General features: G+C 60.8%; 17 protein-coding genes. 16 read left to right on the forward strand and 1 reads right to left on the reverse strand.

Features of this window, described 5'->3' with window-relative positions; all coding sequences use genetic code 11:
• Positions 1–134: 134 nt before the first annotated feature.
• The 4 genes from feoB (at position 135) to DXD56_RS01280 (ending at position 5,911) form a co-directional block, all read left to right on the forward strand.
• Positions 135–2,495 carry a ferrous iron transport protein B gene (feoB, locus tag DXD56_RS01265; protein WP_117639547.1) on the forward strand — a complete coding sequence of 787 codons (2,361 nt, stop codon included), beginning with the start codon at positions 135–137 and terminating at the stop codon, positions 2,493–2,495.
• 121 nt (positions 2,496–2,616) lie between these two features.
• A complete protein-coding gene (locus tag DXD56_RS01270; protein WP_117639549.1) occupies positions 2,617–3,813 on the forward strand; it encodes an MFS transporter in 1,197 nt (398 codons plus the stop codon).
• Between the two features lie 154 nt (positions 3,814–3,967).
• Positions 3,968–5,344, forward strand: a complete 1,377-nt coding sequence (locus DXD56_RS01275; protein WP_117639551.1) for an alpha-amylase family glycosyl hydrolase — start codon at positions 3,968–3,970, stop codon at positions 5,342–5,344.
• A gap of 3 nt (positions 5,345–5,347) precedes the next feature.
• Positions 5,348–5,911 carry a DNA-deoxyinosine glycosylase gene (locus DXD56_RS01280; RefSeq protein WP_117639553.1) on the forward strand — a complete coding sequence of 188 codons (564 nt, stop codon included), beginning with the start codon at positions 5,348–5,350 and terminating at the stop codon, positions 5,909–5,911.
• A 1-nt stretch (position 5,912) separates the two neighbouring features.
• Here DXD56_RS01280 and DXD56_RS01285 read toward each other — a convergent pair whose 3' ends face one another.
• Entirely contained in the window at positions 5,913–6,584 is a 672-nt protein-coding gene (locus DXD56_RS01285) for a hypothetical protein (RefSeq protein WP_117639555.1), read from the reverse strand.
• A 93-nt stretch (positions 6,585–6,677) separates the two neighbouring features.
• On the opposite strand from DXD56_RS01285, the gene DXD56_RS01290 reads away from it, so the two are divergent.
• From DXD56_RS01290 to rpsJ, 12 genes are all read left to right on the forward strand, one after another.
• Positions 6,678–7,814: a pyridoxal phosphate-dependent aminotransferase gene (locus tag DXD56_RS01290; RefSeq protein ID WP_117639557.1), complete on the forward strand. Its 1,137-nt coding sequence runs from the start codon at positions 6,678–6,680 to the stop codon at positions 7,812–7,814.
• 505 nt (positions 7,815–8,319) lie between these two features.
• On the forward strand, positions 8,320–8,841 hold the full coding sequence (gene rplJ, locus DXD56_RS01295) for a 50S ribosomal protein L10 (protein ID WP_117639559.1): 522 nt from the start codon (positions 8,320–8,322) through the stop codon (positions 8,839–8,841).
• 102 nt (positions 8,842–8,943) lie between these two features.
• Entirely contained in the window at positions 8,944–9,321 is a 378-nt protein-coding gene (gene rplL, locus DXD56_RS01300) for a 50S ribosomal protein L7/L12 (protein WP_006235005.1), read from the forward strand.
• 314 nt (positions 9,322–9,635) lie between these two features.
• Positions 9,636–10,544 (forward strand): UTP--glucose-1-phosphate uridylyltransferase, encoded by a 909-nt coding sequence (locus DXD56_RS01305; protein ID WP_117639561.1) that lies wholly within the window; start codon positions 9,636–9,638, stop codon positions 10,542–10,544.
• Positions 10,545–11,116: 572 nt separating this feature from the next.
• The gene (locus tag DXD56_RS01310; RefSeq protein WP_233524902.1) at positions 11,117–14,545 is read left to right on the forward strand and encodes a DNA-directed RNA polymerase subunit beta; all 3,429 of its coding nucleotides are present in this window, start codon (positions 11,117–11,119) and stop codon (positions 14,543–14,545) included.
• A 6-nt stretch (positions 14,546–14,551) separates the two neighbouring features.
• Complete coding sequence (locus DXD56_RS01315; protein WP_199411523.1) at positions 14,552–19,027, forward strand: DNA-directed RNA polymerase subunit beta'; 4,476 nt, start codon at positions 14,552–14,554, stop codon at positions 19,025–19,027.
• Positions 19,028–19,337: 310 nt separating this feature from the next.
• The gene (locus DXD56_RS01325) at positions 19,338–19,856 is read left to right on the forward strand and encodes an RNA polymerase sigma factor (RefSeq protein WP_233524901.1); all 519 of its coding nucleotides are present in this window, start codon (positions 19,338–19,340) and stop codon (positions 19,854–19,856) included.
• Complete coding sequence (locus tag DXD56_RS01330) at positions 19,807–20,883, forward strand: DUF4179 domain-containing protein (protein WP_117639567.1); 1,077 nt, start codon at positions 19,807–19,809, stop codon at positions 20,881–20,883. The genes DXD56_RS01325 and DXD56_RS01330 overlap by 50 nt, the downstream gene beginning before the upstream one ends.
• Before the next feature lie 682 nt (positions 20,884–21,565).
• A complete protein-coding gene (rpsL, locus tag DXD56_RS01335; protein WP_006235012.1) occupies positions 21,566–21,943 on the forward strand; it encodes a 30S ribosomal protein S12 in 378 nt (125 codons plus the stop codon).
• Between the two features lie 74 nt (positions 21,944–22,017).
• The gene (rpsG, locus tag DXD56_RS01340; RefSeq protein WP_006235013.1) at positions 22,018–22,491 is read left to right on the forward strand and encodes a 30S ribosomal protein S7; all 474 of its coding nucleotides are present in this window, start codon (positions 22,018–22,020) and stop codon (positions 22,489–22,491) included.
• Positions 22,492–22,510: 19 nt separating this feature from the next.
• Positions 22,511–24,610, forward strand: a complete 2,100-nt coding sequence (fusA, locus tag DXD56_RS01345; protein ID WP_022094183.1) for an elongation factor G — start codon at positions 22,511–22,513, stop codon at positions 24,608–24,610.
• A 60-nt stretch (positions 24,611–24,670) separates the two neighbouring features.
• On the forward strand, positions 24,671–24,979 hold the full coding sequence (gene rpsJ / locus DXD56_RS01350) for a 30S ribosomal protein S10 (protein ID WP_022094184.1): 309 nt from the start codon (positions 24,671–24,673) through the stop codon (positions 24,977–24,979).
• The last annotated feature ends 36 nt before the right edge of the window (positions 24,980–25,015 follow it).

Genomic DNA, 25,015 nt, shown 5'->3' on the forward strand with positions numbered 1-25,015 from the left:
GGGTGGCAATCTGTCGATTGAACATCGGTGTGTGTTCGCGCTATCATGCGTGGTTAAATGGTTAGCCATGGCAAACGGTTAGCCAAGATAAACAAAATGCAACGCCCTGTGGGCGCCGGGGGAGGAACGCGGACGTGAGACTCGATACGCTCGAGATTGGAAAGGACGCCGTTGTCGCATCGGTGACATCCGACGATCAGGCGCTTCGACAGCATATTTTGGACATGGGTCTAACGCCGGGCACCGAAGTTACCATGATGAAGTACGCCCCCATGGGTGACCCGCTCGAGATCCGCCTGCGTGGCTACGAGTTGACGCTGCGCAAGGACGATGCCGCTCGCATCGAGCTCGTGGGTGTTCACGACACCGATGCGGGTCCGCGCGCTAACGCCGCAATCGGCACGACGGAGCATCCGGCCCTGGGCGAGGGGACGTATTCGCCCCGCGCCGCGAAGACGGCCGTGCCTGAGGGCGCGCCGCTGCATTTTGCCCTCGCCGGCAACCAAAACTGCGGTAAGACCACGCTGTTCAACCAGCTTACGGGCTCCAACCAGCACGTCGGCAACTTTCCCGGCGTAACGGTCGACCGCAAAGACGGTACCATTCGTAACCACCCCGAGGCGAGCGTTACCGACCTGCCCGGCATTTACTCTCTGTCGCCGTACACGGGTGAGGAGATCGTGAGCCGCCAGTTTATCCTGGATGAGCATCCCGACGCCATCATCGATATCATTGACGCCACCAACATCGAGCGCAATCTGTACCTGACGCTGCAGCTTATGGAGCTCGACTGCCCCATGGTCATCGCGCTCAACATGATGGACGAGGTGACGGCCAACGGCGGCGCCGTGGACGTCAACCTGCTTGAGAGCCTGTTGGGCGTGCCCGTTGTCCCCATTAGCGCTGCCCGCAACGAGGGTATCGGCGAGCTGGTGGATCATGCCCTGCACGTGGCACGGTTCCGCGAACGCCCCGGTCGCCTGGACTTCTGTGCGCCCGATGGTCCAGACGGCGGCGCGCTGCATCGCTGCATTCACGGCATCGCCAACCTTATCGAGGACCATGCCGCGACGGCGCACATTCCCGTGCGTTTTGCGGCGACCAAGCTGGTTGAGGGCGACGAGCTGGTGACCGAGGCACTTCACCTGGATCGCAACGAGCTCGACGCTATCGAGCACATCATTACCCAGATGGAGGGCGAGGCCGGCACCGACCGCCTGTCCGCGCTGGCCGATATGCGCTTTAGCTTTATCGGCGACGTGTGTGGGCGCTGCGTCGTCAAACCGCACGAGAGCCGCGAGCACGTGCGCTCCGTTAAGATCGACCGCATCCTGACGGGTCGCTACACGGCCATTCCGGCGTTCCTGGTGATTATGGGCCTTGTCTTTTGGCTGACGTTTGGCGTGATCGGTGCGGCGTTGCAGGGACTCATGGAGGACGGTATCGCGGTCATCATCGCCTCGGCCGATGCGGGTCTCAAGGCGTTCGGAACCAACGACGTGGTGCGCTCGCTGGCTGTCGACGGCGTGCTCACGGGTGTGGGTAGTGTGCTGACCTTCCTGCCGATTATCGTTGTGCTCTTCTTGTTCCTCTCCATTCTGGAAGACTCCGGCTACATGGCGCGCGTGGCCTTTGTCATGGATAAAGTGCTGCGTCGCTTTGGCCTGTCAGGCCGCAGCTTCGTGCCTATGCTCGTCGGTTTTGGCTGCACCGTGCCGGCTATCATGTCGACCCGTACGCTCCCATCCGAGCACGACCGCAAGATGACGGTCATGCTCACGCCGTTCATGAGCTGTTCGGCTAAGTTGCCGGTCTACGGTCTGCTGTGCGGGGCGTTTTTCCCGCAGGCGACAGTTCCCGCCATGGTCTCGCTCTATTTGATTGGCATTGCGGTCGGTTGCATCGCGGCTTTGTTGCTCAACCGCACGGCATTTAAGGGCGACCCGGTGCCGTTTATCATGGAGCTTCCCAATTACCGCCTGCCGAGCGTCAAGACGACGGTGATGCTGGCATGGGATAAGGCCAAGGACTTTATTACCAAGGCTTTTACCATTATCTTTGCCGCTACCGTGGTCATCTGGTTCCTTCAGACGTTCGACATTCGCTTTAATGTGGTCGCCGATCAGTCGCAGAGTCTGCTTGCGGGCCTCGGCAGCATCATCGCGCCGGTGCTGACGTCGCTTGGGTTTGGCGACTGGCGTGCATCCACGGCGCTCGTCACCGGATTTATCGCCAAGGAGAGCGTCATCTCGACCCTCACGGTACTTTTGGGCGCGACCTCGCCCGCGGCACTGTCGACCATGTTTTCGCCGTTCACCGCCTACGTGTTCCTGGTCTTTACGTTGCTGTACCCGCCGTGCGTGGCTGCGATCGGCGCCGTCAAGAGCGAGCTGGGCGCGCGCTACGCCGTTGCCGTGTTCGCGTTTCAAGTGACGGTCGCCTGGATCGTGGCGTTTGTCGTGCATTCGGCGGGCATATTGCTGGGGTTGGCTTAGTTATTTATTGACGGCGCAACCTCTGTGTATCGAATTGTTTTCGGCCCCGCATCTGTTGCTGACGGATGCGGGGCCGTTGCTATATAATCGCCTCCGCTCAAAATGATTGGAGACGTTATATATGAGTCAGGCAAGGCAAGACGGCATCACGCTCAGGCAATGGCTCCCGCTCGTCGGGCTCACCTGCTGTGCGTTCGTGTTCAACACGTCGGAGTTCATGCCCATCGGCCTTCTGACTGATATTGCTGCGTCGTTCTCGCTCACCGAGGCCCAGGCGGGGATCATGATCTCGGTCTATGCCTGGGGCGTCATGCTGCTGTCGTTGCCGCTCATGGTGTTCGCTTCGCGTTTCGAGTTCAAGCGGATGCTGCTGGGCGTGCTTGCCGTGTTCTCGCTGGGCCAGTTCCTGTCCGCCTTGGCGCCGACCTATCCCATCTTAGTCTGCGCGCGCCTGGTGGTTGCCTGCGCGCACGCCGTGTTCTGGTCGGTCGCCTCGATCATGGCGTCGCGCCTGGTCGACACCCGCCATGGGGCGCTCGCCATCAGCATGATCGCCACGGGCTCTTCCATCGCACAGATCTTCGGCCTGCCGCTCGGCCGCGCCATTGGCCTGGCCGTGGGCTGGCGTATGACGTTTGCTGTGGTCGGAGCGCTGTCTGCTGTCGCGGTCGTCTACCAGGCCACGGTGTTTCCTGCCATGCCAGCGGGCGAGCGTTTTACGCTAAAGCAGCTGCCCGAGCTGCTCAAGAACCCGTTCCTCATCGCACTCTATGTGGTCACGGTGTTCATGGCGACCGGCTATTACGCGGGCTATAGCTATATCGAGCCTTTCCTGGCTCAGGTCGCGCATGTCGACGCAAGCGCCATCACTATGACGCTGACGGCGTTCGGCTGCTCTGGTCTGCTCGGAAGCTGGCTGTTTGGCCGCCTGTTCGATGGGCATCGCTTCCCGTTCCTTGCAATTACGCTCTCCGGCGTGCCGGCGGCCCTGCTGCTCATGGGTCCGGCCGCATCGTCGCTCGCGGCAGTGCTTGCCGTCTGCGCGCTGTGGGGCTGCTGCGCCACGGCCTTTAATGTGGCGTTTCAAGCCGAGCTCATCAAGTACACGCCCGCGGATTCGTCGGCTGTCGCCATGTCGATCTTCTCGGGCCTGTTCAATCTCGGTATTGGCACGGGCACCGCGATCGGCGGCGCCGTGGTTTCGGGTCCCGGTATCGCTTGGATCGGCTTTGCGGGCGGGGCGATCGCCGTCGTGGGCGTCATCCTCGCCATTACGGTGCTGTTCCCGGCCATACGCCGCGCCAAGCCCGTCGCCTAATCACGTCCCCTCATCAGTTGCGGTGGAATAGTTCTTGTTTAAGGCCTCTGAAGACCCAAGCAGGAACTATTCCACCGCAACTTATTTTGGGGAAGAGGATACAAGCTGGGCATACAATGGGTGGCGTTGCGTGAAGGATTTCTGGGAGGCTGTTATGTGGGCATACGAGACGACGTTCTATCAGATCTATCCTCTGGGCTTTTGCGGAGCTCCGCACGAGAATGCCGCGCCCGTTGCCGAGGACGAGCTCGCCCAGGTTGCCAACGCCGCGCCCAATCCCGACGCTCCCATCATGAAGATCGCCCAATGGGCCGACTACCTGCAGGAACTCGGCGTTGGCGCCGTGCTCATCAACCCGCCGCTCGAGTCCGATAGCCACGGCTACGACACGCGCAGCCTGCGCCATATTGACCGCCGCCTGGGTAGGGATGCCGACTTTGCCGCCGTGTGTGAGACGCTGCATGCCCACGGCATCCGTGTGGTGCTCGAAGCCGTCTTCAACCACGTCGGTCGCGGCTTTTGGGCCTTCCGTGATGTGCAGGAGCGCAAGTGGGATTCGCCGTACAAGGACTGGTTCCACATCAGCTTCGACGGTGACTCGTGCTACGGCGACGGCTTTTGGTACGAGGGCTGGGAGGGCCATTTTGAGCTTGTGAAGCTCAACCTGCAAAACCCCGCTGTGGTTGATTACCTGCTTGAGTCCGTGCGTCACTGGGCCGAGGTCTTTGGCATCGACGGCCTGCGCCTGGACGTTGCCTATATGCTCGACCGCGACTTCATGCGTCGTCTGCATACCTTTACCCGCGAGCTCAAGCCCGATTTTGTGCTGATCGGCGAGACGCTCCACGGCGACTACAACCAGATCGTCAACGACGAGATGCTTGACTCCTGCACCAACTACGAGTGCTACAAGGGCCTGTACTCCAGCTTTAACTCGGTCAACATGTTCGAGATTGCCCATTCGCTGCATCGCCAGTTTGGCGGCGATCCGTGGTGCATCTACCGCGGCAAACACCTGCTGTCGTTTGTCGACAACCACGACGTGCCGCGCCTGGCAAGCATCCTCACCGACAAGTCGTGCCTGCGTCCCGCTTATGGCATGCTCTTTGGCATGCCGGGCATTCCGTGCGTCTACTATGGCAGCGAGTGGGGGATTCCTGGCGAAAAGGGCGGCCCCGATGGTGACTGGGCGCTGCGACCCGCGCTCGATGAGCCTGCGCCCAACGAGCTGACGGCGTTCATCAAGCAGCTCGCGCACCTGCGCTCGGCAGACGACGCGGCGGCCCGTGCCCTCAACTATGGTGCCTATCGCAACGTGGTGATCCAGAACAAGCAGCTACTGTTCGAGCGCGCCTGCGACGACGCGACGGTGCTCGTGGCGGTCAATGCCGTGAACGAGCCCTATACCTTTGGAGCCGGCGAGCTCAACGGCTCCTTTGCCGACCTACTTGCCGACGGCGCGCCCACAGTCGAGCTAACGGGTGCCCTTGAGCTTGCACCCTACGAGGTGCGCTATCTGTTGAGGGCCTAGGCCATGGCTGCGTCCGATGAGGGCTATCAACATATTGAGCATGGGTTTGAGCCCGTGTTCGACCAGCACTCGCGCGTTTTGGTGCTCGGATCGTTTCCCTCGGTGCTTTCGCGCGCCAACGCCTTTTATTACGGCAACCCTCAGAATCGCTTTTGGCGTGTGATGGCCGCGTGCCTCGGTGTGCCCGTGCCGCCCAACGAGGGAGACTCTTTGGCGAGCGGCGAGCCCGCGACGCTCGACGCCTCGGTTGCTGCCAAGCGGGCTATGCTGCTCAACGGCGGCGTGGCCCTGTGGGACGTGATCGAGAGCTGTGACATCAAGGGCTCAAGCGACGCGAGCATCAAAAACGTCGTTCCGGCGCATGTCGAGCGCATTACCGATGTCACGCCGATTGAGGTCGTTATCTGCAACGGCGGCGCGGCCGGGCGGCTCTACAAACGCTATCTACAAGAGCGGACGGGGCTACCCGCCATCGTGCTGCCGTCGACGAGTCCTGCCAACGCGGCGTGGCGTTTGGAGCGGCTTGTCGAGCGTTGGAGTGAAGCCGTTGACTGGGCTGTTATTTAATTTAGATTTTTGTTTGAGCGTGGGCGCCCAGACGTTTCAGAACGCCTCGCCAGATCGGCGCGGGCACGGCTGGCTCGGTGCAAATCATGCCGTCGGCGTCGACGTCCTCGGCATTACCACCACCAAGTCGCTGCGCATGCTCAACCGAACAGCCCATACGAACGGCGCCTACGAGCTTGTCCATCGCTTCCGAAAACGGTCGCCGCAAGAGTCCCATGCGCGGTGAGTGACGAAGCGCCGCGAAGCCGCTGCCGGTACAGACGACAACGCCGCCGCACCATGACAGCCCACGAAGGTCGCACGTCGCTCGCAGACGCACGACGAGCCCGTGTGCTCGCTCGAGGCCGCCGACGTCGGCCTGGACAACAACATAGGCACGCGTCCCTGCGCCGCCAAAGCGGTCGAGCATCTGCTTAATGGGCGCCATCGCTTCATCATTGGGTGCATCTTCAATGGCGAACACAATGCCATCGGCGGCACCGGCAACGCTGCCGGAATCATCCGCCTCCAAAACGACCGGGTGGGGGAGCACAGTGCCGGAAAGCTGTGCATAGGCGGCGATGGCATCCTGCAGGTCCCAGAGCAAAAACTCAAGATCGGCGCTCTCGGAAATACTGACAAACGCGATGTTATGCAGTGTTTTTGGTACATCGCCGCGTGCGGTCGTCTCCATGCCGCCTCCTTTCCGGTCGGTTTCCGTTTAGGTTACACCGTATGACGGCGCTCCGCCGCGCTATCCTAGTGCAACCCTCACGAAAGGAATGCCATGCGTCTGCCCATGAATACCTCGCTTGCCACGCTCAAGCCCTCCGGCATCCGTCGGATTAACGCACTCGCCGCGCAGCATCCGGGATGCATTGCGCTTGCGCTCGGTGAGCCCGATTTTCCCACGCCCGATGTGGTTAGCGCCGAGGTGACTGCTTCGTTGGACCGCGGCGACACGCACTATCCGCCCAACAACGGCCGCCCCGCCCTGCGCGAGGCACTGTCCGAATATATGGGTGACGCGGGTCTGGCGTTTTCCGCCGATGAGGTCATCCTGACCGACGGCGCGACCGAGGCCCTGTCGGCAACATTTATGGCTATGCTCAACCCCGGCGACGAGGTCATTATCCCCACGCCCGCCTTTGGCCTGTACGAGAGCATCGTCGTGGCCAACCACGCCAAGGCGGTCTTCTTGGATACGGAGCCTGCGCAATTCCAGATTGACGAGGATGCGCTTCGCGCCTGTGTGACCCCGGCGACCAAGGCCGTCGTTATCTGCTCGCCCAACAATCCCACGGGCTGCATTCTCAACGCGGCATCGCTCGACGTCGTGGCGCGCGTGGCAGAGCAGGCGGGCATCTACGTAGTCTGCGACGACGTATACAACCGTCTGGTCTATGTGGATGGCTACGAGCGCTTTGCCCAGCGCCATCCGGAGCTGCGCGACCAGACGGTGGTCATCGAGAGCTTCTCCAAGCCCTGGGCCATGACCGGCTGGCGCTTGGGCTGGCTCGCAGCCGCAGCCCCCGTCATCGCCGAGATCGCAAAGGCTCACCAATACTTAGTATCGAGTGCTGTCTCCTTCGAAATGGACGCCGCAGCCCGAGCCCTGACCGTCGACCCAACCCCCATGCTCAAAGTCTACCGAGCCCGCCGCGAACGCGTACTCGCAGCCTTAAACGCCATGGGCCTCGACGTAGTAGAGCCCGCAGGAGCCTTCTACACTTTCCCGAGCATCAAAAAGTTCGGCCTAACCAGCGAAGACTTCTGCATCAAAGCCATCGAAGAGGCAAACGTAGCCCTAGTCCCGGGCGACTGCTTCGGCACCGAAGGCCACGTCCGCCTCAGCTATTGCGTTTCCGATAAAGACCTGGACGAAGGCCTCCGCCGCCTGTCCACCTTCCTTTCAACCTTGTAGCCATCAGGGACGCAACATATCAGCCCACCGACTTAAGGCTTATGAGTGGGGGCGCCGGCCAACGGGAAACCGGGCTGCCCCAAAGTCACCGCAGGCCGCGCCGCCGAAGGCCAGGCGCAAGGTTTTCGTAGATTCCGCACGAGCCGAAGAGCACTTAATGTGCTCTTCGTGCGAGCCCAGGACCTGACCGAGCGAAAACCTTGCGCCTGGCCTTCGGCGGCGCGGCCGGATGGTGGAATTGTGTGCAGCCCGGTTTCCCGTTGACCGACGCCGGGGTCCCCGCCATAATACTTTCGGTTCACGCACGAATCCGCTGCCAGAGACAGCCGGTGCAAACGGGCATCGCCCGCGAGCTTAATGGGATATCCCGCCAGCCGAGGTGGTCGAGTAGATATGTCTTCTCGCCCCCGTCGCTCATGCAGCGCGGGGGCTTTCTTTTTGGACATGCCCCCGTCACGTCCTTGTGGCGGACCGTGCCCGGAAAGAATTCGAGGAGGTGTAATTCATGCCCCAGCAGTACAAAATCGACAAGGTTGCAGAGATCGAGTCCCGTATCGCCGAGAACGCCGGTCTGTTCGTCGTCAACTACAACGGTCTGACGGTTAAGCAGGCTCAGGAGCTGCGTCATCAGCTTCGCGAGTGCGGCGCCGAGATGAAGGTCTACAAGAACAACCTGGTCAAGATCGCTCTCAAGAACCAGGAGCAGCCTGAGATCGACGATATCCTCGCCGGCCCCGTCGCTTATGTGTTCTACGAGACCGAGCCGGTCGAGGCCGCTAAGGCCCTTAAGGACTTCTCCGCTAAGTCCAAGGGCGTCCTTGAGATCAAGGGCGGTATCTCCGACGGCAAGGCCGTTTCCGCCGATGATGTTAAGGCTATCGCCGAGCTGCCCACCAAGGATCAGCTTCTCGGCCAGATCGCCGGTCTCATCTCCGGTTTCGCTCGCGACATCGCTGTCTGCGTCAACGGCGTTTCCTCTGGTCTCGCTCGTTCGATCCAGCAGGTCTCCGAGCAGAAGGCAGCCTAGTTGCTGTTTTCACCCGCGGCGGCAACGCCGCACCCCTGGCGCATTCGCGCCGTGTTTTAACTGATCTCCGTGCATCCGCACGGAAACCGAAAGGACTTAGAAATGGCTAAGCTTACCACCGATGAGATCATCGATGCTCTTAAGGAAATGACCCTTCTCGAGGCTTCCGAGCTCGTTAAGGCTATCGAGGACACCTTCGGCGTTTCCGCCGCTGCTCCTGCTGCTGTTGTCGCCGCTCCCGCTGCTGGCGCTGCTGAGGCCGAGGAGAAGACCGAGTTTGACGTCGTGCTCGAGGGCTTCGGCGACAACAAGATCCAGGTCATCAAGGCCGTCCGTGAGCTCACCAACCTTGGCCTGAAGGAGGCCAAGGAGGTCGTCGAGGGCGCTCCCAAGGCTGTTCTCGAGGGTGCCAAGAAGGAGGACGCCGAGGCTGCCAAGGAGAAGCTCGAGGCTGCTGGCGCTGCTGTCACCCTCAAGTAATCAGGCTTTCTCGCCAGATTCCTTTGCAGACGGGGTTCGCATTGCGAGCCCCGTCTTTTTTGTTTTTCGGTCCCTCGGCATCGGTTGCTCAATCTGCCATGTTCTGTGATTTGCGTCGTATCGGGTGCCCTGCCGTTGGGCAATAAAATTGCACCATTCGAGCAATAATTTGCGTTGACCTGCTGAAGAATTGTCTCTGCCTTGTAGCGACATATAGTTCCAGCGGTAAGATGCTTGGGTATCGCAATTTGGTCTGCGGCTGTGTGCCGCACGCATGGGGCGCTTTTGCGCCTGCGAAAGGATCTTTGAATAACATGAAGGCAATCATCCCCGCCGCCGGTCTTGGCACGCGTTTTCTGCCTGGTACCAAGTGCACGCCCAAAGAGATGCTGCCGGTGCTCGACAAGCCGGTCATCCAGTATGTCGTCGAGGAGGCCCTCGACCCCGAGGAGGTCGACGATGCCATCATCGTTACTTCTCCCGGTAAGCCCGAGCTACTGAACTACTTCCAGCCTGATCGCTCGCTCGAGAACCTGCTGCGCGAGCGCGGCAAGAACGCCTATGCCGATGCTGTCGCCCACGCTGGCGGTATGCCGGTCGACTTCCGTTATCAGTACGAGCCCAAGGGCCTCGGCCATGCTATTCGCTCTGCTGCCGACGCCGTGGCAGGGGAGAACTTCCTGGTTCTTCTGGGCGACTACGTTGTACCTAACCGCGACATCTGCGACAAGATGCTCGCCGTTTCCAAGGAGCACGGTGGCGCTTCGGTTATCGCCGTCGCTGCTTGCTCGCCCGAGGAAGTCAGCCGCTACGGTGTTATCGCCGGCGAGCGCGTCGGTTCGCTCGAGGGCGCCGAGGACGTTGCCGATGCCGAGCCGGGCGCTGTCTGGCGTATCGGCGGTCTGGTTGAGAAGCCCGCTCCCGAGGCTGCTCCGTCCAACCTGTACATCGTCGGTCGCTACCTGCTGAGCCCGCTGGTCATGGACTTGCTGGCAGATCAGCAGGCCGGCAAGGGCGGCGAGATCCAGCTCACCGACGCCATGGCCCGTTCGCTCGACCGCGAGGCCATGTACGCCGTCGTCATCGACCCGCTGTCGGGCTACGACACTGGCACTCCCTCTGGTTGGATGGCCACTAACGCCCTCATGGCTGCAAACGACCCCCGCTTTGCCGATGCCTTCTGGAACGCCATCGACGAGCGCGGCGGATTGATGCGCAAGTAAGCCTTCGGGCATCGACATTTACGGGTGCGGACTTCGGTCTGCACCCGTTTTTTTATTCGAGCTACAGCTTGGCTCCGGAAAGTGCGACCCACAATTTGGTCGAATTCTGGAACGCGCTTTCCGGTTGGAACCCCTAGCGGAAACTGCGACCCGGAATTTCGGCTCAGAACGGGATATGCTTTCCCAAACAGTGCTCAACCGGAAACTGCGACCCAGTTTGAGGCCTCAAAACGGGACGCACTTTCCGCCTGACCAACCCTCGCCGTCATTTCGCCGTTCAGCGGCGCGCATCAGCAGCTCTGTTCACAGAAAATATATGAACAGATGTTCGATATACATACATCTACCTGCGTGTTTTCTTTCGAAAAACTTTGCTACTCCAAAAACTCAATCGCGTCAAGGCTTTTCTTGCCCAACGGTCGGTACCTGATAAACTATTAGGTTGCGATAACTGGCGAAGCTATGCCTCGCCAACCCACCGAGCATTTCCGTGAAGGAGGAAAAACCTGGTGACCTACGCATACACTGCCACTGAGCGCAAGCGCGTCAGCTTCGGGAAAATCCCGGAGGCCATGGAGCTCCCCAACCTTATCTCTGTTCAAAGGGAATCCTTTGAGCGTTTTAAGGACGAGGGCCTTCGTGAGGCGTTCAAGGAATCCAGCCCCATCCAGAGCCAGAACCATGTTCTCGAGGTTACCTTCGGCGAGCATCAGTTCGGCGACCCCGCGCACACCGTCGAGGAGTGCCGCGAGAAGGATATGACCTATCAGGCTCCGCTTCTGACCGACGTCCGTCTCACCAACAAGGAGACCGGCGAGATCAAGGAGCAGCTCGTCTTCATGGGCGACTTCCCCATGATGACCGATCAGGGCACCTTCATCATCAACGGTACCGAGCGTATCGTCGTCTCGCAGCTCGTCCGCTCCCCGGGCGTGTACTACAGCTCCGAGATGGATTCGGGCAAGCAGATCTACAAGGCCCAGATCATCCCGTCCCGCGGTGCCTGGCTTGAGTTTGAGGTCGACAAGCGCGACCAGCTCATGGTCTCCATCGACCGTAAGCGCAAGCAGAGCGCCACGATGTTCCTGCGCGCCCTTGGCATCGCCGTCACCAACGACGACATCATCGAGCTGCTCGGCAACTCCGATGTGATCAAGCGCACCCTGGAGCGCGACACCGCCCTCACCCGCGAGGACGCCCTCATCGAGATCTACCGTCGCCTGCGCCCGGGCGAGCCTCCCACCGTGGACGCTTCCCGCAGCCTGCTCGAGGGCCTGCTCTTTAACCCGCAGCGCTACGATCTGGCCCGCGTCGGTCGTTACAAGGTCAACAAGAAGCTCAACCTCACCACCGAGGAAGAGGTCACGGTGCTCACCGACGAGGATATCGTCGCGACGCTGCGCTACCTCCTGTCCCTCGCTGCCGGCGAGCAGGGCTTCAAGGTCGACGACATCGACCACTTCGGCAACCGCCGCATCCGCACCGTCGGCGAACTCGTCGCCAACCAGTTCCGTATCGGCATGAGCCGTATGGAGCGCGTCGTCCGTGAGCGCATGAGCTCCCAGGACATCGACGAGATCACCCCGCAGTCGCTCATCAACATCCGTCCGATCGTGGCCTCCATCAAGGAGTTCTTCGGTTCCTCGCAGCTCTCGCAGTTCATGGACCAGGCGAACCCCCTGGCCGGTCTGACCCACAAGCGCCGTCTGTCCGCACTCGGCCCTGGCGGTCTTGCCGGCCACAAGTCCGGCTCCAGCCGCCGCACCAACGTGCCGACGGCCGTCCGCGACGTTCACAACTCGCACTACAGCCGCATGTGCCCGATCGAGACCCCCGAAGGCCCCAACATCGGCCTGATCGGCTCGCTCGCCCTCTACGCCCGCGTCAACGAGTACGGCTTCATCGAGGCCCCGTTCCGTCGCGTCGAGAACGGCGTTGCCACCGACCAGATCGACTGGATGACCGCTGACGAGGAAGAGAAGCACGTCATCGCGCCGGCCAACACGCCGCTCGATCCCAAGACCAACGAGTTCATCACGACCGATGCCGAGGGCAAGATCGTTCGTCCGCACACCGTGATCGCCCGTACCCGCGACTTCGACGGCTCCTTCGGCGCTCCCGCTGACGTGCCCGTCGAGGACGTCGACTACATGGACGTCTCGCCGCGTCAGATGCTCTCCGTCGCAGCCACGCTGATCCCGTTCCTTGAGCACGACGACGCCAAGCGTACGCTCATGGGCGCCAACATGCAGCGTCAGGCCGTGCCGCTGGTTCACCCCGCCGCTCCCTATGTCGGTACCGGCATGGAGCGTCGCGCCGCCCTGGACTCCGGCGAGGTCACCCTGGCCAAGAACGCCGGCGAGGTCATCTTTGCCGACGCCTCCAAGATTATCGTCAAGCACGCTGGCGGCATGGACGAGTATCACCTGGCCAAGTACCAGCGTTCCAACCAGTCCACCTGCATCAACCACCGTCCGCTCGTGCGCGTCGGTGACACCGTTGAGCAGGGCGAGCCTCTGGCCGATGGTCCTTCGACCGATCATGGCGAGCTCGCACTGGGCCAGAACCTCACCGTGGCATACATGCCGTGGGAAGGCTTCAACTACGAGGACGGTATCGTCGTGTCCGAGCGCCTGGTGGCCGAGGACCTGCTGACGACCATCAATATCACCCGTCACGAGATCGACGCCCGCGACACCAAGCTCGGCCCCGAGGAGATCACCCGCGAGATCCCGAACCTCTCCGAGGACATGCTTGCCAACCTTGACGAGGACGGCATCATCCGCATCGGCGCCGAGGTCGGCCCTGGCGACATCCTGGTCGGCAAGGTCACGCCTAAGGGCGAGAGTGCTCTGACTGCCGAGGAGCGCCTGCTGCGCGCCATCTTCGGTGCCAAGGCGCACGACGTTCGTGACACCTCCCTTAAGATGCCTCACGGCGCTTACGGCCGCGTCATCGACGTCGTCCGCTTTAGCCGCGAGAACGGCGACGACCTGGCCCCCGGCGTTAACGAGCAGGTGCGCGTCTACGTCGCCCAGCGTCGTAAGATCCAGCAGGGCGATAAGATCGCCGGCCGCCACGGCAACAAGGGCGTTATCTGTAACGTTCTGCCGGTCGAGGACATGCCCTACATGGCTGACGGTACCCCGATCGACGTTATCCTCAACCCGCTGGGCGTTCCTTCGCGTATGAACGTCGGCCAGCTGCTCGAGTGCCACCTTGGCTGGGCTGCTGCCTGCGGTTGGGATACCGAGCAGGCCGACTCCGACAAGTACGTCCCCGGTCCGTTCTTCACCGCGACGCCCGTCTTTGACGGCGCCAAGGAGGACGAGATCGCCGAGGTCATCCGTCGCGCCAACAAGAACATGCTCAACAAGGCCACCGCTGCCTTTGGCGATCACATGCGCCCCGAGTTTGTTACCCAGCTTGACGAGCGCGGCAAGACCCGCCTGTTCGACGGCCGCACCGGTGAGGAGTTCCGCGAGCCCATTACCGTGGGTACGTCTTACATCCTCAAGCTCGGCCACATGGTCGACGACAAGATCCACGCCCGTTCGACCGGCCCTTACAGCCTGGTTACCCAGCAGCCGCTGGGCGGCAAGGCTCAGTTCGGCGGCCAGCGCTTCGGCGAGATGGAAGTTTGGGCACTGTATGCATACGGTGCTTCCAACGTCCTGCAGGAGATCCTGACCGTCAAGTCCGACGATACCGTGGGCCGCGTCAAGACCTACGAGTCCATCGTCAAGGGCGAGAACGTCCCGGTTCCGGGTATCCCCGAGTCCTTCAAGGTTCTCGTCAAGGAGATCCGCTCCCTCGCACTGGACATCGAGCCCATGCACGATGCCGACGAGGACGCCTCCGCCCCTGTGACCGCCGAGGAGACCTCTGCTCTCGACGACCTGGCTGCGCTCGCCGGCGTTGACGCCGACGCCGAGGCCCAGGATGCCGAGACCGCCGAGGCACCCGAGGCTGTCGCCGCCACGACCACTGATAAGGAGTAGTTGACTGTGGCAGATTTCGAAGCTACTGATTTTGACTCGGTAAAGATCTCCCTTGCCTCCGCCGACCAGATCCGTTCCTGGTCGCACGGTGAGGTCAAGAAGCCGGAGACCATCAATTACCGTACCCTCAAGCCCGAGAAGGACGGCCTGTTCTGCGAGAAGATCTTCGGTCCCGCCAAGGACTGGGAGTGCTCCTGCGGCAAGTACAAGGGCATCCGCTTTAAGGGCATCGTCTGCGAGCGCTGCGGCGTCGAGGTCACCTCGGCCAAGGTGCGTCGCGACCGCATGGGCCACATCGAGCTCGCCGCTCCCGTGTCCCACATCTGGTATTTCAAGAGCCCCACGAGCTTCCCGATGAGCCGTATGCTCGACATCAAGTCCAAGGACCTCGAGAAGGTTCTGTACTTTGCCAGCTACATCATCACCGAGGTCGACTACGAGGCCCGCGAGGCCGACGCTGACGACCTGCGCGAGGAGCTCGCCGCCGATCTGGAAGAGATCGATGCCGAGTGCGCCCGCCAGATCGAGTCCCTCAAGGAGCAGGGCAACCCCGAGAACTTTGACGAGTTCTCCGACGAGGAGCCGCTGACCCCCGAGGAGATCGCCTCTGGTATCGTCGACATCGAGGAAGAGTGCAAGGACGAGAAGCAGCTCCGCACGGACGCCTTCAACGCCTTCATGAAGCTCACCGAGCGCGACCTCATCTCCGATGAGCCACTGTTCCGCGAGATGACCCGCTACTACTCCATGTACTTTAAGGGTGGCATGGGTGCCGAGGCCGTCCGCGACCTGCTCGCCGCCATCGATCTGCCCTCCGAGGCCGAGAAGCTCAAGGCCATCATCGCCGACGAGGACTCCCAGAAGCAGAAGCGCGAGAAGGCCGTTAAGCGCCTCGAGGTCGTTGACGCCTTCCTGAAGGGCGGCAACAGCCCCGCGAACATGATCCTGGACGTCATCCCGGTCATTCCGCCCGATCTGCGCCCGATGGTCCAGCTCGACGGCGGCCGCTTCGCCGCGTCCGACCTCAACGACCTGTATCGTCGCGTGATCAACCGTAACAACCGACTCAAGCGCCTGCTCGACCTGGACGCCCCTGCGATCATCGTGAACAACGAGAAGCGCATGCTCCAGGAGTCCGTGGACGCCCTGTTCGACAACGGCCGTCGTGGTCGCCCGGTCTCTGGCCGTGGCGGTCGCCCGCTCAAGTCGCTCGCCGAGGCCCTCAAGGGCAAGCAGGGTCGTTTCCGTCAGAACCTGCTGGGCAAGCGTGTCGACTACTCCGGCCGTTCGGTCATCGTTACCGACCCCAAGCTGCTGCTGCACCAGTGCGGTCTGCCTAAGACCATGGCGCTGGAGCTCTTCAAGCCCTTCGTCATGAAGCGCCTGGTCGAGCTTGGCAAGGTCGAGAACATCAAGGGCGCCAAGCGTGCTATCGACCGCGGTGCCACCTTTGTGTGGGATATCCTCGAAGAGGTCATCGACGGCCGCGTCGTGCTGCTCAACCGTGCACCGACCCTGCACCGTCTGTCCATCCAGGCTTTTGAGCCGGTGCTGGTCGAGGGCAAGGCTATCCACCTGCACCCGCTGGTCTGCTCACCCTTCAACGCCGACTTCGACGGCGACCAGATGTCTGTCCACGTGCCGCTGTCCAGCCAGGCCCAGGCCGAGGCTCGCGTGCTCATGCTCTCTGCGAACAACCTGCGCTCGCCGGCATCCGGCAAGCCGGTTAACATCCCCTCGCAGGACATGATCATCGGTGTGTACTACCTCACCCAGGTCCGCGACGGCCTGCCCGGCGAGAACCGCGTGTTCGCCAGCTTCGACGACGCGCTGCACGCCTATGACTGCCGCTCCGAGGTCGACATGCAGGCCAAGATCCAGGTCCGCGTGTCCGCCGAGAACGCCAACGTCATCAACGAGGACGGCACCCGTATCTTCCGCGTCAAGAACGGCAAGAACGAGTTTGTCGACTACGACGTCACCGGCAACAAGACCGCGCGCTTTGAGACCTCTATCGGCCGCATCATCTTCAACCGCCAGTGCCTGCCCGAAGACTACGAGTTCATGAACTACAAGATGGCCAAGGGCGATGTGGCCAAGCTGGTTGCCGACTGCTGCGATCGTTATCCCGAGGCCAAAGTCGGCCCGATTCTCGACGCCATCAAGTACTCCGGCTTCCACTACGCTACCCGCGCCGGCCTCACCATCTCGGTATGGGACGCTCTCATCCCTGCCGAGAAGCAGGAACTGCTCGATCGCGCCCAGGCCAACGTCGACCAGATCAACGAGTACTTCGAGGAGGGCTTCATCAACGAGACGGAGCGCCACATCGAAGTCGTTAACGAGTGGACCGCTTGTACCGACAAGGTCGCAGCGCTCATGCTCGACATGTTCGACGAGGAGAACCCGCTCTACATGATGGCCGACTCCGGCGCCCGTGGTTCTAAGACCCAGCTGCGTCAGCTCGGTGGCATGCGTGGCCTGATGGCAGACATGTCCGGCGAGACGATCGACCTTCCCATTAAGGCGAACTTCCGCGAGGGCCTGCTGCCGCTCGAGTACTTCATTTCGACCTACGGCGCCCGTAAGGGCCTGGTCGATACTGCATCCCACACCTCGGACTCTGGTTACCTGACCCGTCGTCTGGTCGACGTGGCCCAGGACGTCATCGTCCGTGAGGAGGACTGCGGTACGCATGAGGGCGTTACCTACAACCTCATCATCCCCGGCACCACCGACCTCAACACCGACCTCGTCGGCCGTTGCTTCATTGAGGACGTCGTGGCCCCCGATGGCACCGTGCTCTTTGAGCAGGACGGCTACATCGAGAAGGTCGCCGACATCCAGAAGATGGTCGATGCCGGCCTTAAGAAGGTCAAGCTTCGCGCGCTGCTCACCTGCCGCTCCAAGTACGGCGTGTGCCAGAAGTGCTACGGCTGGGATCTTTCCACCCGTCGTCCGGTCGCCATCGGTACCGCGGTCGGCATTATTGCCGCCCAGTCCATCGGCGAGCCCGGTACGCAGCTTACGATGCGTACCATTCACTCCGGTGGCGTCGCTGGCGTCGACGATATTACGCAGGGTCTGCCTACGGTCAGCCGTATGTTCGATATCGTCGGCAACGTCAACGAGAAGATCCTGGGTCGCGAGGCCGAGCTGGCTCCGTACTCCGGCCACCTCTCGATTAAGCCCGAGAAGTCCGAGTACGTGCTGACGCTCACCGACTCCGAGGATCACACCCGTGTCCTCGACGAGCGTCGTGTCCCCGCATCGGTGCGCTTTATGCCCGAGATCGAGGACGGCTGCGAGGTTCGCGCCGGCGACCAGATCACCAAGGGCTTCGTCAACTTCCGCAACCTGCGCAAGCTGACCGACATCGAGTCGACGATGCACACCTTCGTCGAGAGCGTCAAGGACGTCTACACCAGCCAGGGCGTCGACCTGAACGACAAGCACATTGAGGTGCTCGCACGTCAGATGCTGCGTCGCGTTCAGATCACCAACCCCGGCGACTCCAAGTACCTGCTTGGTCAGTACGTCGATCGCTACGAGTTCGCCGACGAGGTCGAGCGCGTTGCCCGTCTGGGCGGTCAGGCTCCTGTGGCCGAGCCCGTCATCTTGGGTACGCTCAAGGTCGCGTCCAACATCGACTCCTGGCTGTCGAGCGCTTCGTTCATCCGTACCGCTGGCGTCCTTACCGAGGCTGCCATTGAGGGCAAGGTCGATCACCTGCTCGACCTTAAGTCCAACGTCATCGTCGGTAAGAAGATCCCGGCTGGTACCGGCCTCAAGCCGTACGCCAACGCCAAGCTGACGTATCGCACGGCCGACGGCTATGTCGACATTGACGGCCCGGCTTCGCCCAACGCCAAGTCGCTGCCCGAGTGGGCTCCGGTTGAGCTCAAGGACCTGGACGAGCAGCTCCCGCAGCAGCTCGACTGGGCCGGCTACGACGAGTTCGGTGGTGCTGACGGTTCGTTCACCCGCAACGGCCACACCATCTCCGCCGAGAAGGCTCGCCTGTACCTGTTCGACGACCTGGGCGTGTCGCAGCGCTGGACCAACAAGTTCAGCGAGGTCGGCATCGAGACGGTCGGCGACCTGGTTGGCAAGTCCGAGGAGGATCTGCTGCGCATCGATGGCATCGGTGCCAAGGCGATCGAGGAGCTCCGTGACGGCCTGGAGGCCCACGACCTGCTCTACATCCTCGAGAACAACGACGACGTTGCCGACGAGGAAGACCTCTCGCAGCTGCTGCAGATGGTCTTTAGCCCCGACGGTCCGGACGATATCCTGCTGGGTACCTCCGCTCCGACGCATCACGCCGACGCCGACGAGGAGCTCCTGGGCGCCCCGATCGACGACAAGAAGGCTCCCGCCAACGGTGCCATCAACGAGGACATGGCTTCCCTCGACGAGCTACTCAACCAGCTCGTAGACACCGACGACGCCGAAGAGGCCAAGGACAACGACGAGGAGTAACTAGTTCCGCCGTTCTAACGAACGGCGGCGACCTCCGTCGCTGCGCGGCCCCCAGAGCTACAATCTGTCATTCAAAAGGCAGGGCATGACCAAAAGGTCAATGCCCTGCCTTTTTCATGCCACCTTGTACGCTCTGGGGGCCGCTCGCTTGCGTATGCTCAACCTGTTGCGTTCCGTTGATCCCTTGCCAAAAAGGGACAGGTTTATTTTGGTCGGTTTTTCATGCTTGAATTTGAAACATTTCGCCCGACAAGAGCGTATCTATGGTGAGGGCCTCATCGAGAACCATTAATGTCACCGGGAGGTGATTATGGAAGAACAAGCTTTTAGACAGGCGGTCGAAGACCACCGGGATGTCGTGTTTCGGATCGCATTGACGTATCTGCGTGATCGCGCTGACGCCGACGATGTCGCTCAAGACGTCTTTCTTAAGTTGCTCAAAAGCGACGCGCAATTTGAAAACTGGGAGCATCTTCGTCGATGGCTTATCCGGGTCACGATCAATGAATGTAAATCTCTCTTTCGAAAGCCGTGGAGGCGCGTGGAGGATATTGAGAATCTGGCCGATTCGCTTTCGACAGCGCAGGATGAGACCAAGGCCGTCCTGTCAGATGTCATGCGGCTTCCGGAACGATTCCGTATTCCTATCGTGCTCTATTACTATCTGGGCTTCTCGACTTCAGAAATTGCCGAGTTACTGCATGTGCCAGCCGCGACCGTTCGAACGCGTTTAGCTCGCGGCAGATCGAAGCTCAAGTTCATCCTAGAGGAGGGCGACCGTGAAATCCAACCAGATCAAGCAGGCCTTCGAGTCCGTCCAAGCCGATAGCGATCTTGCTGACCGTGTTCTTTATGCCGCTGCTGGCGAGCCGCTTCGCCGAAAGGGTCACGCGAAGCCTCTGTATGTTGCCGTAATCGGATGTCTTGCCGGAGTGCTGGCGACCGGAGGGGTCGCCTACGCTGTTGTCAATTCCAGTTATTTTGCCTCTGCCTGGGGAAACCATGGCAACGGAGAGTCCGTTACCTGGACAAATGGCGGCTCGTCGGGGACGAAATATACCTACACCAGAGAGTTTGGTGATGGTATCGCGCCCCAAAGCCTGGAGGGTGCAGTCCAGAAGGTCAATCTGTCCGTCGAGGGCAACGGCTATACGCTCGACATTCATGAGATGGCAATCGACGAGAACGGTTGCGGTGCTGTGACGTTTACATTGTCCAATCCGAATGGCGTTAACTACTACAAGCCAGCGGCAGAGCTTGGCGAACTTGTTCTCTATGGTGAAGAAGAAGGGGGCGTCAGTACACCCAGCATGAACTTCGGCGAGGAATGGGCTGATACACGCTGCACCATTGATAAAGACACATCAAGCGACACGGTCATTAACGGCACGATGTACTTTGCATCTTGGAATCGCGATCGAGATTTACGACATGCGGTCACCTGGAATATCAGTTGGACGGAGGGCAAAGGTGAGGATGCGAAGGTGATCGAGGTATCGACGCCAGAGTTTAACGTCGGAGCGCACGTCGATACAAAAGAACTCCGCTCCGATGACTCGCCTCTCGAGATCAGTCCGTTTTCCATCCAGACGCACATCGATGATCTGGGCTATGAAGCAGCTGATCATAAACTGACCGTCACCTACAAGGATGGGTCAGAGCAGATTATCGAAGATGACGACGCAGGGGCGTACAATTTCTATGTTTCGATGGGACGCAATAGCGGAGAGAACATTTGGGTGCCAACGAAGTTGATTGATGTCGACCAAGTGGTTTCAGTAACGCTCGAAGGCACACGCTGCACTTCAACAGGGGGCGCCGAAACGTCGGAACCCTTTACCATCGTCTATTCGTAAGATTTGGGGCCGCTTTCTACTAGGGGAAGCGGCCTTCTTTGCGGTAAATGGGCGGTTAGACCGCACGATATTCGCCTGCATTCCTGAAGTATGCGGCAAAATCTTGATGGGTCGACCACACCGTATATGCTCAAGCGCTCTACCTGCGGGTTTATTATCGCAAAACCCCGGTGCGCTCGGCGGGTCCAGAATTTGCCGCATACTTCCGAAAGCGCCGCCGATTTCCATGCGACAGGTGAGAGCAGATCACCGTTGGAGCGCGACGTTTCCCCAGATAAAACCGACCAAAATAAACCTGTCCCTTTTTGGCGGGTAACGTTGCCCCGACGAGCACGTCGGATTTCCGGCCCGGGCGGCCCGCCGTTTAAGTTTGTCGCGAGTTCCGCACGCAAAGGAAAGCACTTAATGTGCTTTCCGTCTTGCGCAGGACTGTAGAGCGGCAAACTTAAACAGCGGGCCGCCCGGACCGGGAATCCGCCCCCGCGCACAGGCGGGGATTCCTTTTGTGTAGGCTTTGCGGAAATGTGCTGATTTTAGGATACGCCCGGCGGCGTGGTCTGTTGACGGCACAGCTAACGCCACGTATCCTATCGAAATGCGTGTTTCGTAGGGGGATGCTGACCCCTCGATTCAAGCCGTTGCACTTTACAGAAAGCTGGAATCATTCGAGAAGGAGTACGCTTTGCCTACTATTAACCAGCTGGTTCGCCAGGGCCGTCGTTCCGTGCCCAAGAAGTCCAAGAACGCTGCTCTGCAGCACAACTCCCAGAAGCGCGGCGTGTGCACCCGCGTCTTCACCACGAGCCCCAAGAAGCCGAACTCGGCTCTTCGTAAGGTTGCCCGTGTTCGCCTTGTCAACGGCATCGAAGTTACCGCTTACATCCCGGGTGAGGGCCACAACCTGCAGGAGCACTCCATCGTGCTCGTCCGCGGCGGTCGTGTCCGTGACCTCCCTGGTGTCCGTTATCACGTCATCCGTGGCGCCTACGACGCTGCTCCGGTCCAGAACCGTATGCAGGCCCGTTCCAAGTACGGTGCTAAGCGCCCCAAGGCTAAATAAGCCAGATAACGTTTTGATACTTTCGCCGTGTGCCGTCTTGAGCGCCGCACGGTAGACACTTAAGGAGATTTCACATGCCGCGTCGTGCAGCAGCTAATCGTCGTGAGGTTCAGCCTGACGCCGTTTACAACAACCGCCTGGTGACTCAGCTCATCAACAAGGTCCTTCTTGACGGCAAGAAGGCCACCGCTGAGCGCATCGTTTACACCGCTTTCGAGATCGTTGCCGAGAAGTCCGAGGGTGGCGACGCTCTCGCTACCTTCAAGAAGGCTATGGACAACGTCAAGCCCACGCTCGAGGTTAAGCCCAAGCGTGTCGGTGGCGCTACCTATCAGGTCCCGATGGAGGTCAACTCCCGTCGTTCCACCGCTCTGGGTATCCGCTGGATCGTCAACTTCTCCCGCGCTCGCAAGGAGAAGACCATGGCCGAGCGTCTCGCCAACGAGATCCTCGACGCCTCCAACGGCCTGGGCGCTTCCGTCAAGAAGCGTGAGGACGTCTTCAAGATGGCCGAGGCCAACCGCGCGTTCTCTCACTATCGTTGGTAAGTTAAGGTAAGGAACTAACATGGCTAAGCCTAAGTACAAGCTTTCCGATACCCGTAACATCGGCATCATGGCTCACATCGATGCCGGTAAGACCACCACGACCGAGCGTATTCTTTACTACACCGGTAAGACCCACAAGATCGGTGAGGTCCATGAGGGCGCTGCCACCATGGACTGGATGGTTCAGGAGCAGGAGCGCGGCGTAACCATTACCTCCGCTGCCACTACGTGCTTCTGGAACAAGGACGGTAAGGACTACCGCATCCAGATCATCGACACCCCGGGCCACGTTGACTTCACCGCCGAGGTCGAGCGCTGCCTGCGCGTCCTCGATGGCGCTGTCGCCGTTTTCGACGCCGTTGCCGGCGTCCAGCCCCAGTCTGAGACCGTTTGGCGTCAGGCTTCTACCTTCAACGTCCCCCGCATCGCCTTCATCAACAAGTATGACCGCGTGGGTGCTGACTTCTTCAACGCTATCGAGACCATGAAGGATCGTCTCGACGCTAACGCCGTGGCCGCTCAGGTCCCGATGGGCGCCGAGGACAACTTCTGGGGCGTCATTGACCTGGTCACCATGACTGCATGGGACTTCAAGGCCGACGAGAAGGGCATGACCTACCCCGAGCCGATGGACGAGATCCCGGCTGAGTTTGCCGACATCGCTGCCACCAAGCGCGAGGAGCTCCTCGACGCTGCTGCCAGCTTTGACGACGAGCTCATGGAGAAGATCCTCATGGAGGAGGACTTCACCGTCGAGGAGCTCAAGGCTGCTCTGCGTAAGGGCGTTCTGGCCAACGAGCTCAACCTCGTCTTCGTGGGCTCCGCCTACAAGAACAAGGGCGTCCAGGAGCTGCTCGACGCTGTCGTCGACTACCTGCCCAGCCCGCTCGACGTTGAGGCCGTCACCGGTACCGATCCGGACACCGGCGAGGAGATCCAGCGTCATCCTTCCTTCGACGAGCCCTTCTCCGGCCTGGTCTTCAAGATCATGACCGACCCGTTCGTCGGTAAGCTCACCTACGTCCGCGTTTACTCCGGCCGCGCCGAGTCCGGCTCCTACGTTGTCAACGCTTCCAACGGTCAGCGCGAGCGCCTCGGCCGCATCCTCGAGATGAACGCCGCCGAGCGCATCGACCGTGACGACGCTGCCGCCGGCGACATCGTCGCTTGCGTCGGATTCAAGAACTCCACCACCGGTGACACCCTGTGCGCCGAGGGCAAGGAGATCGTCCTCGAGAAGATCGAGTTCGCTAAGCCCGTTATCGACGTTGCCATCGAGCCCAAGACCAAGGCCGAGCAGGACAAGATGTCCCTGGCTCTGACCAAGCTCGCCGAGGAGGACCCGACCTTCCAGGTGTCCACCAACCACGAGACCGGCCAGACCATCATCGCCGGCATGGGCGAGCTGCACCTCGAGATTATCGTCGACCGTCTGCTCCGCGAGTTCAAGGTTGACGCTAACGTTGGTAAGCCCCAGGTTGCCTACCGCGAGACCGCTGGTCACGACGTCGAGAAGGCTGAGGGCAAGTTCGTCCGTCAGTCCGGTGGTCGCGGTCAGTACGGCCACGCCGTCATCAAGCTCGAGAAGATGGAGGAGGGCTTCGGCTACGAGTTCGTCAACGCTATCGTCGGCGGCGTCGTGCCCAAGGAGTACATCCCGTCCATCGACAAGGGCATCCAGGAGGCCCTGAACACCGGTGTTATCGCCGGCTTCCCGGTCCTCGACGTCAAGGTCACCCTGTTCGACGGTTCTTACCACGAGGTCGACTCCTCCGAGGCCGCCTTCAAGATCGCCGGTTCCATGGCTATCAAGGACGCCCTCAAGAAGTCCGATCCGCAGCTGCTCGAGCCGATCATGGCTGTCGAGGTCGAGACCCCCGAGCAGTACATGGGCGACGTTATGGGCAACCTCTCCGGTCGCCGCGGCAAGATCGAGGGCATGGAGGATCGCAAGAACAGCAAGCTCATCCGTGCCAAGGTGCCGCTGGGCGAGATGTTCGGTTACGCTACCGACCTTCGCTCCCAGACCCAGGGCCGTGCATCCTACACGATGCAGTTCGACTCTTATGAGCCGGCGCCCAAGTCCATCGTGGACGAGGTCATGAGCAAGAACGCCTAAGTTCGAGCTCCCTGTTACGTAATCCGCGAGAACATCTCTCGCACTCTTTGGAGGTTTAAGTTGGCTACCCAGAAGATCCGCATTCGCCTCAAGGGCTATGATCACGAGGTCGTCGATCAGTCCGCGAAGCTCATCGTTGAGACCGCTCAGAAGACCGGCGCTCGCGTTTCCGGTCCTGTCCCCCTGCCCACCGAGCGCAACCTGTACACGGTTATCCGCTCGCCGCACGTGAACAAGGACTCCCGTGAGCAGTTCGAGATGCGCACCCACAAGCGCCTCATCGACATCCTCGACCCCACCTCGGGCACCGTTGATTCGCTCATGCGTCTCGACCTTCCCGCTGGCGTCGACATCGACATCAAGCTCTAAGCGATATCGCTCATAGCTTACAGAGCCCCGCTACCA

Origin of the sequence: Collinsella sp. TM06-3 (genome assembly GCF_003436395.1) — a bacterium.
GTDB lineage: Bacteria > Actinomycetota > Coriobacteriia > Coriobacteriales > Coriobacteriaceae > Collinsella.

What these genes read in the sequence shown, in the direction of transcription:
- DXD56_RS01280 (WP_117639553.1), top strand. Translation starts at nt 5,348, where the DNA reads ATGGCTGCGTCCGATGAGGGCTATCAACATATTGAGCATGGGTTTGAG.
- DXD56_RS01310 (WP_233524902.1), top strand. Translation starts at nt 11,117, where the DNA reads ATGGAGCTCCCCAACCTTATCTCTGTTCAAAGGGAATCCTTTGAGCGT.
- DXD56_RS01285 (WP_117639555.1), bottom strand. Translation starts at nt 6,584, where the DNA reads ATGGAGACGACCGCACGCGGCGATGTACCAAAAACACTGCATAACATC.
- DXD56_RS01275 (WP_117639551.1), top strand. Translation starts at nt 3,968, where the DNA reads ATGTGGGCATACGAGACGACGTTCTATCAGATCTATCCTCTGGGCTTT.
- DXD56_RS01270 (WP_117639549.1), top strand. Translation starts at nt 2,617, where the DNA reads ATGAGTCAGGCAAGGCAAGACGGCATCACGCTCAGGCAATGGCTCCCG.
- rpsG (WP_006235013.1), top strand. Translation starts at nt 22,018, where the DNA reads ATGCCGCGTCGTGCAGCAGCTAATCGTCGTGAGGTTCAGCCTGACGCC.
- DXD56_RS01325 (WP_233524901.1), top strand. Translation starts at nt 19,338, where the DNA reads ATGGAAGAACAAGCTTTTAGACAGGCGGTCGAAGACCACCGGGATGTC.
- DXD56_RS01290 (WP_117639557.1), top strand. Translation starts at nt 6,678, where the DNA reads ATGCGTCTGCCCATGAATACCTCGCTTGCCACGCTCAAGCCCTCCGGC.
- fusA (WP_022094183.1), top strand. Translation starts at nt 22,511, where the DNA reads ATGGCTAAGCCTAAGTACAAGCTTTCCGATACCCGTAACATCGGCATC.
- DXD56_RS01305 (WP_117639561.1), top strand. Translation starts at nt 9,636, where the DNA reads ATGAAGGCAATCATCCCCGCCGCCGGTCTTGGCACGCGTTTTCTGCCT.
- rplJ (WP_117639559.1), top strand. Translation starts at nt 8,320, where the DNA reads ATGCCCCAGCAGTACAAAATCGACAAGGTTGCAGAGATCGAGTCCCGT.
- rplL (WP_006235005.1), top strand. Translation starts at nt 8,944, where the DNA reads ATGGCTAAGCTTACCACCGATGAGATCATCGATGCTCTTAAGGAAATG.